Origin of the sequence: Roseovarius sp. MMSF_3298 (assembly GCF_030733705.1) — a bacterium.
Lineage (GTDB): Bacteria > Pseudomonadota > Alphaproteobacteria > Rhodobacterales > Rhodobacteraceae > Roseovarius > Roseovarius confluentis.
The window spans coordinates 136130-148893 of the sequence record NZ_JASHIN010000007.1; the positions used below are offsets into that span (position 1 = coordinate 136130).

General features: G+C 61.2%; 11 protein-coding genes. 2 read left to right on the forward strand and 9 right to left on the reverse strand.

Translation table 11 applies throughout. From position 1 onward, the window contains the following. Nucleotides 1–68 precede the first annotated feature (68 nt). From RBB18_RS08740 to RBB18_RS08760, 5 genes are all read right to left on the reverse strand, one after another. Complete coding sequence (locus RBB18_RS08740; protein WP_306110891.1) at nucleotides 69–695, reverse strand: bifunctional 2-polyprenyl-6-hydroxyphenol methylase/3-demethylubiquinol 3-O-methyltransferase UbiG; 627 nt, start codon at nucleotides 693–695, stop codon at nucleotides 69–71. Between the two features lies 1 nt (nucleotide 696). Next, entirely contained in the window at nucleotides 697–1641 is a 945-nt protein-coding gene (locus tag RBB18_RS08745; protein ID WP_306110892.1) for a glycosyltransferase, read from the reverse strand. Then, complete coding sequence (locus RBB18_RS08750) at nucleotides 1638–2645, reverse strand: lysylphosphatidylglycerol synthase domain-containing protein (protein ID WP_306110893.1); 1008 nt, start codon at nucleotides 2643–2645, stop codon at nucleotides 1638–1640. Before RBB18_RS08750 ends, RBB18_RS08745 begins: the two co-directional genes overlap by 4 nt. A gap of 18 nt (nucleotides 2646–2663) precedes the next feature. After that, the gene (locus tag RBB18_RS08755; RefSeq protein WP_103763616.1) at nucleotides 2664–3860 is read right to left on the reverse strand and encodes a glycosyltransferase family 2 protein; all 1197 of its coding nucleotides are present in this window, start codon (nucleotides 3858–3860) and stop codon (nucleotides 2664–2666) included. Between the two features lie 336 nt (nucleotides 3861–4196). Then, complete coding sequence (locus RBB18_RS08760) at nucleotides 4197–5237, reverse strand: zinc-dependent alcohol dehydrogenase family protein (RefSeq protein ID WP_103763615.1); 1041 nt, start codon at nucleotides 5235–5237, stop codon at nucleotides 4197–4199. Between the two features lie 85 nt (nucleotides 5238–5322). Between RBB18_RS08760 and RBB18_RS08765 the strand changes: the two genes are divergently transcribed. Together RBB18_RS08765 and RBB18_RS08770 are read left to right on the forward strand one after the other, a co-directional pair. Beyond that, on the forward strand, nucleotides 5323–6111 hold the full coding sequence (locus RBB18_RS08765; RefSeq protein ID WP_103763614.1) for a hydroxypyruvate isomerase family protein: 789 nt from the start codon (nucleotides 5323–5325) through the stop codon (nucleotides 6109–6111). Nucleotides 6112–6163: 52 nt separating this feature from the next. Further along, on the forward strand, nucleotides 6164–6631 hold the full coding sequence (locus RBB18_RS08770; RefSeq protein WP_306110894.1) for a rhodanese-like domain-containing protein: 468 nt from the start codon (nucleotides 6164–6166) through the stop codon (nucleotides 6629–6631). Between the two features lie 7 nt (nucleotides 6632–6638). Here RBB18_RS08770 and mdoH read toward each other — a convergent pair whose 3' ends face one another. The 4 genes from mdoH to RBB18_RS08790 are packed head-to-tail and all read right to left on the reverse strand — an operon-like array spanning nucleotide 6639 to nucleotide 12759. After that, on the reverse strand, nucleotides 6639–8507 hold the full coding sequence (gene mdoH / locus RBB18_RS08775) for a glucans biosynthesis glucosyltransferase MdoH (protein ID WP_103763612.1): 1869 nt from the start codon (nucleotides 8505–8507) through the stop codon (nucleotides 6639–6641). Nucleotides 8508–8509: 2 nt separating this feature from the next. Further along, nucleotides 8510–10042: a glucan biosynthesis protein gene (locus RBB18_RS08780; protein WP_306110895.1), complete on the reverse strand. Its 1533-nt coding sequence runs from the start codon at nucleotides 10040–10042 to the stop codon at nucleotides 8510–8512. Then, a complete protein-coding gene (locus tag RBB18_RS08785) occupies nucleotides 10039–11349 on the reverse strand; it encodes an OpgC family protein (protein WP_306110896.1) in 1311 nt (436 codons plus the stop codon). Before RBB18_RS08785 ends, RBB18_RS08780 begins: the two co-directional genes overlap by 4 nt. A 45-nt stretch (nucleotides 11350–11394) precedes the next feature. Continuing rightward, on the reverse strand, nucleotides 11395–12759 hold the full coding sequence (locus tag RBB18_RS08790; protein ID WP_306110897.1) for a tetratricopeptide repeat protein: 1365 nt from the start codon (nucleotides 12757–12759) through the stop codon (nucleotides 11395–11397). Nucleotides 12760–12764: the final 5 nt, after the last annotated feature.

Below are 12764 nucleotides of genomic sequence, written 5' to 3' on the forward strand. Positions count from 1 at the left end.
ACGTAAGCCTTTGTTCGTGACTGAGCCCCGGAGGTTGGATGCACGTGATTGCCGTCATCTCCAATGGCCTATCTGACAACCTTGAAGGCGTGGTTCTGAGACCAGGGTCTGATCGATTGCTCCGCCGCGACCGCTGCGGGCCCGAACACCGAAGCGATCAGCTCCCGTTGCTCTTCCATGGCCATGTAGGCGACGTTCTTGTCGCCACCGATATAGACGTCGGCCACATAGCAGGCCGCGTGAATGGGCGTGCTGCGTCTGAGCCAGTCCTTGAACACCAGAACACCGCCGGGCACCAAAAGCTTTTTCGCGGCTTGCAGGATGTCCGCGCGGATACCGACCGGCACATGGTGCATGACATCGTTGAGGACAACCAGATCGAACTGTCCGCTGCGTTCTTCGGCCAGGTCCTGTGCGTCGATCTGGCGGAATTCGGCACGATCCCCGTCATACATGCGTCCAAGTTGCGGGGCGATGTCGATGCCTAGGTAGGACGCATCAGGAAAGTCCCGGCAAAGGCGTTCGGCCAATGCGCCCTCGCCACAGCCGATTTCACAGATGGCGGTCGGATCTGCCCAGTCCTGGATACAGTCCGCCAGATTCTCCAGGTCGATGAAAACACGGCGGTAGAGTTCCGAAACCTGCCTCTCATAGGGACCAAAGGCACGTCTTACGCTTGCTCCGATAGATCCCATGTCATGTTCCTTTTTTCTTTGCCAGCTTCATCCGGGGCGCCAACCTGTTCACGATCTGTGTTGTCATGAGAAAATCGCTCCATTCGTTAGGGCCAAGCATGAAGGCCTTTCGAAGGGCTGAACCAACACCGCGAAGACTGCGGTGATGAAGGCCCGCCAAACAGACGTTGAGCGCGTTGGCTGCCTCCGCGCGTCTGCGGGCGCGCCGCCTGAGCCGGTCCGGCAGATGCACGAGATGCCGGTCGAGCGGTATCTCCAACTGGCGTTTGAAGGACTGCAAGTTCCGCGAACCGGTCATGGTCAGGGAGTTCGCGTGAATCCTGAACGCCGAGGCGTGTCCGGGATCCCAGGCCAAACCGTTTTGCGCAAGGCTCAGCCAAAGATCCCAATCCGCAGTGTACCAAAGTGCCTCATCAAGACCGCCCTTGTGTAGCGCGGCATCGCGCCGGAACATGACAGCGGGCAGCGCCAGGGTGTTTTGCACGATCAGGTGCGACATCGCCTCTTCGGACGTCAGAACACGGCGCGCCGTCCCGAATGGTGGGCACATCTGACCGACGGTTGCCCCGTGTTCGTCAATGAGGTCAGCGCCATGCGCCCAAATGTCGACCTCTTCATGCCGGCCGGCCATGTCTTTGAGAAGCGCGGCGCGCCCAGGCGACCAGACATCGTCCTGATGCAGCATGGTGATAAGCGGTGCGCGGGCCTCATGCAGGCCGATGTTGGTGTTCTCGGTCCACGAGCTGCCGTCGGGATTGTCGATGATCCGGATCGGAAGACGGATTTGCGCCGCCTGTAGCAGATCGCGACTGCCATCGGTTGACGCTTGATCGACGGCGATGATCTCGAGCCCATCGCATTGCCCTGCAAGCGATGACAGCGCTGTGTCCAGAGTCGCATGGCCGTTGAAGATCGGCATGATCACGGAAAGCCAGGGCCGGGTCATGGCGCGCTCCGCCTGCGTGGCTGGAGGTCGGCGAGGAGCAGCGGCGCGATTAGGAAGAAGCCCAGGGTCGAGACCACCCGCAACGCCAGAGCGGCTTCGACCGCCTGATCGAAGGGCAGGCCTTCGCGCGCGAGGACGCCCGCCCATGTCGCTTCGACCACGCCAAGCCCGCCGGGGAACACGGGCAGCGACATAAGGAACAGAACCAACGGATAAGCGATCAGAAGTGGCAGGATGTCCACGCCCGCGATGGTGCTGAGCAGCAGGACATTCAGCGCGGCAAGGACAGCATACCCAAGAAGACTCAGTGCGGTGACCGATGTCAGGATGTGGTCGGGCAACTGCGCGGCCCTTTCGACGCCCAGGCGCAGACGATCGGCGGAACGCGTCAAAAGTGGCGCCCCATGATCAGCGATATGTGTAAGCAGTTTCGACGCCAGCTGAATTGATAATCGGACGAAGAAGACCAGGGCGGTCATGAACAGGATCGCGGCACTCGCATCGAACACCCAGCCGGGTGTTGGCAGCAGTAACAACACGCTCAGGCCTGCTGCGCTGACCAGCACGAGAAGCTGAAACGTTTGCTCCAATGCCGACGTGCCCAGGGATCTCAGGACAGGGATATCGAAACGCGCCGCGAACCATGCGCGAATTACCGGGGTGCAAAGCTGGATCGGCAAAAACTGTCCTGCAATGGCGGCCGATGTCGTCGCCGCGGTTGCATGGCGGAGGGCCAAGGTTTCGCCCCGGGGCGAAACGGCTTTCAGCAACACGCGCCAGCGGACAGCCGCCAGCAATACGATGGTCGCCTGGCCAAGGGCAACGATGCCATAGGTCCAAAGGGGGACGCGGGCGCACAGGGCCGCAAGACTGGGGAAGGACGCTTCGCTGGCAAAGAAGAGGGCCACGATCCCCAGTACCGCGCCGACCGTGACGGCCAGCGCGATCCACAGCTGGCTTTGTCTTGGTTCGGCTCCGTCGATGATATTTGCCTGCTTCATCATCGCATCTGCCAGCTTTGGTCAGACACTTGCTGCATACAGATGCTGCGAGCGGTTGCCGGAGACCACCGACATCAGGAAACCGGCAAAGAATACCTGCGCACCGATCACGCACATCGTTCCTGCTGCGATCATCGACCGCATCGCGCTGAGGCCAGCATAGTCGGATGCAATCCAGCCGAGCGTGATGGTGCTGATCCACGCAAGGCCGCCCGCGATCAGCAACAAGCCGGCCAGAAGCCAGTATTCGAGCCGTGACGCAGTGAGAAAGGCTATGGCCCGTTTGCTGGGCCGCCGGATCAGTGCCTTGTAATTGTAGAGCTGGGCGAACAACCCCATGATGATCGTTTGCACGGAGATGACCATTGCGGCGCTGGCCATGACGGCCCAGTGGCTACCAAAGAAGAAGAAGCCGATTTGCACCAAGTCATCGCCCTCGACGGACAGCAGGGCGGTCATCAATACAAGCCCGAGCACTCCAAGCGCGAGGCCAGGCACCATGAAGAGCCAGCTTGGGCTGAGCAAAAGCATGTAGATGAGGTGCCGCATCCCGTCGCGCCAAGGATTCAGATGCGGATCGCGGCCGCGCTGATCTGGCGACAGGGTGACCGGCACTTCCGCGATCCGGTAATCCAGCAAGACGGATTTCAGGAGCATTTCGGAGGCGAACTCCATTCCGGATGACGACAGGTTAAGGCCTTCGAAAGCGGGTGCAGTCAGGGCGCGCAGGCCGCAATGGGCGTCGCCAATGTCGGTCTTGAAGAGAAACCTCAGGAGACCCGAAAGGGCCGGATTTCCGATGTAGCGGTTTTTCCACGGCATTGCGCCGGGTTTGATGCCGCCGCGAAACCGGTTGCCCATGCACAAGTCGGCACCGTTCAAAAGCTCTTCGATCATCGGGACGGCCTCGACGAAGTCATAGGAGCAATCGCTATCGCCCATGACGAGATATTGCGATTTCGCCGCGCCGAACCCGGCGAGCAGCGCCGCGCCGTAGCCGCGTTCCGGCACATCCACGACCCTTGCGCCCGCGCGTCGGGCAATGTCCTGGCTGCCATCGGTGCTGCCGTTGTCAGCAACGATCACTTCGCCGGAAAGGCCAAACTTCTCACGAATTTCTGCCAGAGCGACCTGCGCTCTGAGAATGCACTTCTCCAGCGTCGCAACCTCGTTGAGACATGGCAGGACAAATGCAACAGAGATTGTTTCGTTCTTCATTAGCCCCTCACAAGCTGAAATTTAAACCGCGAAACGGTTCGTTTCTTTTTAATGGATCTTGTGTCAAGATTTGGGCTGAACCTGTACTGATTTTGGGTTTTCAGAGCGAGATTGCGTGAGGCATGCAAAAAATGCTGACGTGGAATAGCGGCTCAAAGATGCTAAGCATGCAGGTCCGATGTTTCTGGTACCGTCCCAGATATCTGACGGATTTCTGGGGTAATACGAAGTTATGAGCAATTAAAATGTCTTGTTTTTCTGTTCCCAAGATTTCCGAACTGTCTTCGGGAGGCAGGGGCCGGAGGTTCGAATCCTCTCACTCCGACCAGAATTCCTTTAGAATTCGGTAATGACGGTCGCACCAATGCCGGCGAAGTTGTCCATTCCCGTCAAGGCGTCGATGGACGCCTCGAGCGAAATGCGGTCGCCTATAAGTTTATCGGGAGACAGCAAGCCGGATTGGATCATCGCCAGCATGGCATCGTAGCGATGCGCTTGCATCCCGTGGCTGCCGAGGATTTCAAGCTCGTCGCCGATTACCTTCGCCATCGGGGCGGCCGGCGTGGCCTGTTCCGCCAAAAGCAGGCCAATCTGCACGTGACGCCCATGCTTGCGCAAGTTCGAGACCGAGTTGAAGAATGTCGTCGGGTGACCAAGCGCATCGAGCGACACATGCGCGCCACCGTCGGTGATGTCGCGCACTGCTTGGACCACGTCGCCAGCCGCGGTGGCGTCAATCGTATGCGTCGCGCCGCAGCTTCGGGCGAGGGTCAGCTTGTTTTCTGATATGTCGATGGCGACCGTTTGCGCCCCGATTGCCCGCGCGATCATAAGAGCCGAAAGTCCCACACCTCCGCAGCCATGCACGGCGACCCACTCGCCCGCCCGGACACGTCCCTGGTCGACCACCGCGCGGAAGGCGGTTGCGAACCGGCAGCCAAGGCTTGCCGCGGTTTCGAAAGACATCGTGTCGGGAAGGGCCACCAGGTTCAGGTCGGCTTGCCCGATAGCGACATACTGCGCGAAGGACCCCCAGTGCGTGAACCCGGGTTGAAACTGGTTGTGGCAGACCTGCTGATGGCCCGCGTGACATTCCGGGCAGGTGCCGCAGCCGCCGACGAACGGCACCGTCACACGGTCTCCCACTTTCCACCGCCGCACCTCGCGCCCGACCGCCGCAACCCGACCCGCCAGTTCGTGACCGGGAACATGGGGAAGCGTGATGTCTGGATCGTGGCCCATCCAGCCGTGCCAATCGCTGCGGCACACGCCCGTCGCGCCGACCTCGATGACAACGCCCTTGCCATCCGGTGTCGGGTCCGGAACATTTGCGATCTTCGGCGTGACGCCGAACTGGTCGAACAACACGGCCTTCATGGTGTTTTCCCTTGGGTCAATGCGTCGTCTATGGTTGTGATTTAGCAGGGTCGTCCTCTGTGCAAAAGCGGGTCAAGCAGGTCTCATGCCGAGGTTTTCCGCCAATCTGGGTTTCCTTTGGTCGCGGCTGGATTTGCCGCAGGCCGTACGTGCGGCCGCGCGGGCCGGTTTCGATGCGGTGGAATGTCATTGGCCCTACGACACGCCGCCCGAGGCTCTGCGTGACGCGTTGAACGAGACGGGACTGCCCCTTCTTGGCCTAAACACCGCTCAGGGCAACGTATCCGCCGGGGATTTCGGCCTGACCGCCCTGCCGGGACGCGCGGCGGACGCGCGCGCCGCCATCGATGCAGCTGTAGACTACGCTCGCGCTGCAGACGCCGAGGCGATCCATGTCATGGCAGGCCGGGCGGAGGGGGCAAAGGCCGGATCGGTTTTCAGGGACAACCTTGCCTATGCGTGTGACATCGCATCCGACAGGACCATCCTGATCGAGCCGATCAACCCGTTCGACGCTCCCGGCTATTTTCTGCAATCCACCGACCATGCGCAGCAGGTGATTGCGGACGTGAACGCGCCGAACCTGAAGCTCATGTTCGATTGCTACCACGTGGCGCGGGTCGAGGGCGATGTGATCGCGCGCCTGCGCGCGGTCCTGCCTGATATCGGGCATATTCAGTTCGCTGCCGTGCCTGACCGGGGTGGGCCGGATCACGGCGATCTCGACTATGACATGGTGTTCCACGAAATCGACGCGCTTGGCTGGAACCGCCCACTGGGCGCAGAGTACAGGCCCCAAGGTGACACCGAGACATCGCTTGGCTGGCTTGCCCGTGCACGCGAACGTGTTGTGCGACGAAGCGGCGGACCATGACAGGTGCACAGGGGCGAGATATGTTTAGTGCGGATCCTTCAGGACGAAAAAGATGACAGGACAACCCGCCTCGCGCCTCTCTCGCCGCGCCCTGCTAGGGGCAGTCTTGGGGGTTGGCACGGCGGCGGCTCTCGGCTGGGCGGTCTGGCCGAGGCGGCAATTAGACGGGGCTGCGCTCTCGGTCCGTGACGCTTTTGATGCGGCGAAGGCCGGCGAGATCATCCTTGTTGATATTCGCCGGCCCGACGAATGGACGCGCACCGGTATTGGCCAGGGTGCCCATCCGATCGACATGCGGGATGCCGGGTTCATTGCCCATCTGGATGCATTGACGGGCGCACGCAAGGATGTGCCGATCGCCTTGATCTGCGCGCGTGGCGTCCGTTCCGCACGGCTGAGCATTGCCCCGACCGAGGAAGGATATACCCGGGTCATCAACGTACCCGAAGGCATGTTGGGTTCGTCCGTCGGGCCGGGCTGGATCGAAACGGGTTTGCCGGTAACAGCCTACGACAGCTGAGCCTCGGTTATTCCGCAGCCTGCCGCGAGGGTGGCTTGCCTTCCAGAGCCTGCTTCAGTTCGGCGCGGTAATGACGCGCGGCCTGGGTGATCGGGGGTTCGCGCCATAGTTCCTTTGTTCCCATCCACTTGGACACCAGGCCCTTCAGCGACACGCCGCTGAGGGCCGACAGGGGAACCGCCAGAACAAGACTGACCGCGATCGGAAGCAGCCAAAGCGACACCAGCCCCGCCGCCATGCCGGCGACCAGCAGGACACCGCTTGCCGTTTCCAGCGCATGGCAGATCAGCAAGGTGCCCAAGCCGTAGCGGCCACCATCGCGTTGTTGCGGGCTCCAGCCGCTTTGCAGGCCGAACACGGTGCGGAAGACCGCGATCATCTGCTGCACCATCAGGATAGGCGCATAGGCGACGGATAGCGCGAGTTCGGACAGGAATGACAACGCGAAACGCCATGGCCCACCGTATTCGGCAAAGCGCGACCGTGTCAGCGGGACCACCAGGATGCCCAGTAGTTTCGGCAGCAAGAGCAGCGAATACATAAGGGCAATGATCAGGACGTGTTTCGCCTCGGTCATCTCGGGCCAGACCGGCATCAGCGGGTTGTCGGGACGGAAGTAGGTCAGCACGGACTTTTCGCCGCCTTGGCCCATCAGCGCCCACATCACCAGGAGCGCGAACCAGATCGGCGACGCGAGATAGCTCATCGCGCCGTGGAACATGTGAAAGCGCGATGCGGTCCGCAGGCCGCGCGTCGAGAGAAGGCGCAGGTGCTGCAAGTTGCCCTGGCACCAGCGGCGGTCTCGTTGAATGTGGTCGATCAGCGTCGGCGGCGTTTCCTCGTAAGAGCCGCGGATGCGCGGAAGGACCCGCACGCCCCACCCGGCCCGGCGCAACAGACCGGCCTCGACAAAATCGTGGCTCATGATCAACTGATCGCGGCCCGTCAGCGAACGCAGGTGCGGCAGGCCGGCGCTGGCCGCAAAGGCCTCGGTGCGGATGATCGCGTTGTGACCCCAGTAATTGCCTTCCTGCCCGGTCCAGCGGGCCAGCCCCTCGGCGAGGGCGGTGCCATAGACGCCGTTGGCGAACTGCTGCATCCGGGAAAAAACGGTGTTGGCACCGATCAGTTGCGGACAGCTTTGAATGAGGCCCGCGCCCGGATCCTGTGCCAGCGCATCGGTCAGGCGGCCTATCGCGCGGCCGGACATCAGGCTGTCAGCATCCAGCACCAGCATGGCGGGCCAGTCGGCGCCCCAGTTCTGCACCCAGTCCGTGATGTTGCCGACTTTGCGGTCGGTATTCTCGGCGCGTCTGCGATAGTAGATGCGGAGCCCCGGAGACAGCGTGGCCTGAAGCGAGCGGATGGAATCCTGTTCCGCACGGGCGATAGCGTCGTCCCTCGTATCACTAAGGATGAACATGGCGTATTCATGCGGACCGCCGCGCGCCCTCAGTTCTTCCAGCATGGAACGGGCGTTGCCAAGCACGTACCACGGCACCTCGTTGTAGATCGGCATCAACAGCGCCACCTTCAGAGGTCGTGGATGACCGGGCCGCTTCAGCGCCTGTGTCAGAGAGCCGATCCCCAGCAAGACCGTGGTGACCGTCAGGCAGAGCCAGAACACGTTGAACGACATCAGGCCCAGCAGAGTGCCCTCGACCCAGGTGATGCCATCGGCACCGAACCAGTCCCACATGAACCAGATGAAGCCGATGGTTGCCAGAATCGCCGGGATGAAGACCACGCAACGCCAAAGCGTGACGCGTTCTTCCGGTCGGGCAGGGGGCGCCTTGGGATCTGCGTAACAAACGTCGAGATCCTGCTCGGGCATGTCGAGCGGGGCCAGTGGCGGCATTACGCGAAGGTCGTTCATACTCATGCTGTCCACCTGTAAAGCCACACCTCGGATGCGTTCTGTCCGTCCTTGCGCAATTGTGCGCGGAGTTCGACATGCCCGCGTTCGCCGGGGTCGAAATTGAACGCCAGTCTCAGCCCGCCCGTGGCCGGGTTGCGCTGCAGGACGCCGTCGCTGACCTCGACTTGCGGCGAATGGATATGCATGTCGATCTCGTCCGGCCCGTCATCGAAGAGCGGGTTATCTTCGAAATCGATCACGACGACCCGGCCTTCGCCAAAGGCGCGTTTTCCCATGGCGGTGTTCAGCACGCGGGGCATGTCGCCTTGCACGGGTGCCTCCGCCGCCCATGTCAGCCGATAGGACAGATCCACCTGCTGGCCCGCTGGCATGGGATCGGCCGGTCGCCAATAGGCGACGATGTTATCGTAGATCTCTTCCTGTGTCGGAATTTCCACCAGCGTCACCGTTCCCCGACCCCAGTCGCCTTTCGGTTCGACCCAAAGGCCGGGCCGGTTGTGGTAAAGCGCCTCCAGATCGGAAAAATCAGACAGTTTGCGGGCGCGCTGCATCAACCCGAACCCACGCGGGTTGGTATCGACGAAGCTGGACACCTGAAGCTGTTTCGGGTTGGCCAGTGGCCGCCAGATCATCTCGCCATTGCCGTTCATCATCTGCAACCCGTCGGTGTCATGCACCGCGGGGCGGAAATCGTCAAAGCGGCTGCGATTGGTCTGATCGTAGAGAAACATGGATGTTAACGGCCCAACGCCGACATTGTTCAATTCGACACGCGGAAAAAGCGTTGCCTCGACCTCCATCACGCTGGCTGCGCCGGGCGTTATGTCGAAACGATAGGCCCCGGACACGCTGGGACTGTCCATGAGGGCATGCACGACCATGTTTTCCTGATCTGACCCGGGCGCTTCCAGCCAGAACTGGATGAACTCGGGAAACTCCTCGCCCTCGGGACCGGCGGTGTTCAGCGCCAGACCCCGCCCGGACAACCCGTAGGTCTGCCCTATGCCGATGGCACGGAAGTAACTGGCGCCCTGAAATACGCAGAACTCGGTTTTATATTCCGGGTGACCAAGGTCGGTGCGTAGGCGGATCCCGGAAAACCCTAGGCTTTCAGCTGTTTTGGTCAGGTCCGGCACGAGGTCGCCCTTGTCGAACATCGCAAGGTCGAACGTCACTGGGTGAGCCATGCCGTCTTCGACCGAAAAGACCTTGACGGCGCGCGGAAAATAGAGGCCCGGCGCGAAGAAATCGATATTATAGGAGCGGTCCGTGTCGGCCCAGAGCGCATGGTCCCGAGGAAAACGAATGTCGCGATACTGGTCGTAGGTCAGCGCTCGCCAATCTTCGGGTACGGTGTCGCGTGGCGTGTAGTCCTGCTGCGACCTTTGCCGCGCCAACTCGATCACCATCTCACGGCTGAAAGGCACGGGCCCGTCGGTGGCGGCTGCGTGCCGCGTCGCAATGGGCCAAAGTGCCGAAGCCGCGACCCCACCCAGAAGTTGGCGGCGCGAAAGCGAGAAAGCACGGTTCATATTGGTGACCTTGTCGGTTTGCGCGGTTTCCAAGGAGTCGACTTGAACCAGGCTGCTGTGTAGGCGCAGGCAACGAGCAGACCGAAACCGACCAGATTGATGAACGCGTTGGTCCATGGGTTGCGGACGAGGTCGTCACCATCCAGCGTCGACGTTTCGTCAAGCCAGACACCCAGCAGCCGCGCGAGCAACATCGAGAACACGAAGACAGCGAGCGATTGCTGACCGACCTTCATGATGATGTTGTTTACCACCCAGGACCAAACCTGTCCGACCCGGAGGTGTTTGCCCCCTTCGCCCACGGCGACCCAGCCGAGATAGCCAAGCGCCAGCAGGTGAAGATAGCGAAACAGCCCGAATTCCGTTTTGCTGCGCAGCGCGCCAAAGTCGCGATATGTCTCCCACTGCCAACTGCGGATGCTGTCCCACCAAGCCGGTTGCCAGTCATAGGCACGCATGCCGACAGAGGAAAAGACGAAGGAAAAGAGCACGTAAGCCGTGGCGGCACCGATCAACAGGCGGTTGACCGGTGGGCGGGGCAACCAGCCGATCATCAGCGCGAAACCGGTGAAGAAACACAGCTGCCAGCCGAACGGGTTAAAGAACCAGGGGCGTTCATCCTTGCCTTCGGGGAACCAGAGTTGCGCGGGCAGTTGCAGCGGCGTGACGTCGGTATCGCTGACAAGTTCGAGCATCTCGACATTGGCTGTGCACCAGATGAGGACGCTGGCGCCCAGTACTGCGAGGGGATGAAGCCGCGACAGGGCCATCATGAACGGGATCATCGCGAGGATCACCAGGTACATGGGCAGGATATCGAAATAGTTGGGCACATAGGTCAGCGTCATGAGGCCGATCATGTTGCCTTCGATATTATTGAGAAACGGCGGCAGGTTCAGCTGGCTGACGTAGTCCCGCAAGGTGAAGCCCAGGTAGGGCAGGGCAAGCATGCAGGCCAGCACGACGAAAAAGAGGCCGATATGCGCCCAGTAGACCTGCCAGACCCGAAAGGCGATTCTGGCAGTGCCCATGGCGAGGCCCTTGCTCTGGAACAGTTTGCCGAAGGCGATGGCCGACGCCATGCCGGAGCAGAAGACGAACATCTCGGTCGCGTCGGAAAACCCCCAACGCGCGGGAAGCCACTTTGTCCAGAGATTTCCGGGCGTGTGGGCCAGGAGGATGATGAACATCGCGATGCCGCGGAAGAAATCCAGCCTGGGATCGCGCAGTGTAGCCACGGGCGTTGCGCTGACGGCAGGAGCCTCGACGGTTTCTTGGTAATCGGATGATGGCGAAATGGTCGCCATGGCATTGGTCTTTCTTGTTACAAACCGGGAGTCGATCGTGATCTATTAGGCCGGCAATGAGGTTGTTTCATACCCGCCACGACCCGACGCGATCAGCGCACGGCGGGCTGCGGTATATCCGTCTTCGCGCCCCGCACGCTTGGACTGTCGATCATCTAGTATTGCTTCGGCCTGATCCAAGTACCCGGCGCGAATTCCGGCATCGATCGTCATGCGCTCGAACACGTCGCGCTGCGCGTGGCTGCCGCCGGCGCGCTGCATCCCGTCTCGTGCCTGTGCTAGGTTGAGAAACGCAGCGTCGTATCGCGCATCGCCAAACGCCTCCAGCCCCTGTGCAGCGGCGACGCCGGGGTCGCTCATACGGTTGCCCATCTCGCAGTTGGACTTGGCATCCTGTGCGATTCTTTGCAGCAATCGCGACGTCGCGCCGGGCCGCTTGTCGCCGGTCAATGCCATCAGGTAGTGCAGGTCAGCGAAGATCAGGCAACCATCCTCGGTGCGGTTGGCGCAAAGCTCGGACAGCTCCTCCCACCGGTTGCCGACATTCACGCCTTCCAGTTCCAGCCGCATCAGCAGAGAGGTTGCGTTCGAGATGTCGCGGTAGTCATCTGTCCGGTCGCTTCGGATCTGGGTGTCATAGAGGTTCAGAACAGCGTCCACTTGGCCAAGGTCGAGATGCATCAGCGCCTTGTGCCACCAAACGTGGTACCTGAAATTGTTGCAGTGCGCCCAGGCAGCTTCTCGGCCTGTCAGCCAGTCGAGACCTTTCGCGGCATTCGCCGTCATGTCATGCACATGTGCCACGGCATGAAGCCCCCACGCGTCATCCGGCGCCATCCAGAGCGCCTGACGCCCCGCGATTTCCGCCTTCTCGTAGTCGCCGGTCTCTTCGAGCGCGAAGGCATGGCATCCAAGAAGATAGCCTCTTGCGGCATGATCGTGGCCATAGGCCGGAAGCACCCGCTCAATGGACCGACGCATTCCGCTGGAATTTCCAAGAAGAAAGCGCAGGGCGTGACTGAGCTTCATCGCAAGCGCATCTTGCGGCTGAGCCGTCAAGACCTCTTCCAGAAGTGCTATGGCATGACTTGGCCGGCCATCTAGCCAAACGCCAAGCGCGTGGACGTATTTGCGCTCCCGCGTCGTCGCCCCGACGGTTTCCAGCGCTTCGAGCGCTGCTGCGCGAGCCTCGTGCGCGGTTTGGAGAAGTTCATGGCGGCCAAGCAGGATGTAGAACATGCCCTTGACCGCATGGCCGAGCGCAAAATCAGGCTCGATCTCCAGCACCTTGCCAAGATGCTTGGGCGTGACAGCCGCATGGGCGAGAAAACCCAGCATCGTATTGTTCCAAGCCTCAACGGCGTTTTCCTTTGTCAGGCAGACGGGCTGATCGAAAACATCGGACTTCATAAATT

What these genes read in the sequence shown, in the direction of transcription:
- RBB18_RS08740 (WP_306110891.1), bottom strand. Translation starts at nt 695, where the DNA reads ATGGGATCTATCGGAGCAAGCGTAAGACGTGCCTTTGGTCCCTATGAG.
- RBB18_RS08745 (WP_306110892.1), bottom strand. Translation starts at nt 1,641, where the DNA reads ATGACCCGGCCCTGGCTTTCCGTGATCATGCCGATCTTCAACGGCCAT.
- RBB18_RS08750 (WP_306110893.1), bottom strand. Translation starts at nt 2,645, where the DNA reads ATGATGAAGCAGGCAAATATCATCGACGGAGCCGAACCAAGACAAAGC.
- RBB18_RS08755 (WP_103763616.1), bottom strand. Translation starts at nt 3,860, where the DNA reads ATGAAGAACGAAACAATCTCTGTTGCATTTGTCCTGCCATGTCTCAAC.
- RBB18_RS08760 (WP_103763615.1), bottom strand. Translation starts at nt 5,237, where the DNA reads ATGAAGGCCGTGTTGTTCGACCAGTTCGGCGTCACGCCGAAGATCGCA.
- RBB18_RS08765 (WP_103763614.1), top strand. Translation starts at nt 5,323, where the DNA reads ATGCCGAGGTTTTCCGCCAATCTGGGTTTCCTTTGGTCGCGGCTGGAT.
- RBB18_RS08770 (WP_306110894.1), top strand. Translation starts at nt 6,164, where the DNA reads ATGACAGGACAACCCGCCTCGCGCCTCTCTCGCCGCGCCCTGCTAGGG.
- mdoH (WP_103763612.1), bottom strand. Translation starts at nt 8,507, where the DNA reads ATGAACGACCTTCGCGTAATGCCGCCACTGGCCCCGCTCGACATGCCC.
- RBB18_RS08780 (WP_306110895.1), bottom strand. Translation starts at nt 10,042, where the DNA reads ATGAACCGTGCTTTCTCGCTTTCGCGCCGCCAACTTCTGGGTGGGGTC.
- RBB18_RS08785 (WP_306110896.1), bottom strand. Translation starts at nt 11,349, where the DNA reads ATGGCGACCATTTCGCCATCATCCGATTACCAAGAAACCGTCGAGGCT.
- RBB18_RS08790 (WP_306110897.1), bottom strand. Translation starts at nt 12,759, where the DNA reads ATGAAGTCCGATGTTTTCGATCAGCCCGTCTGCCTGACAAAGGAAAAC.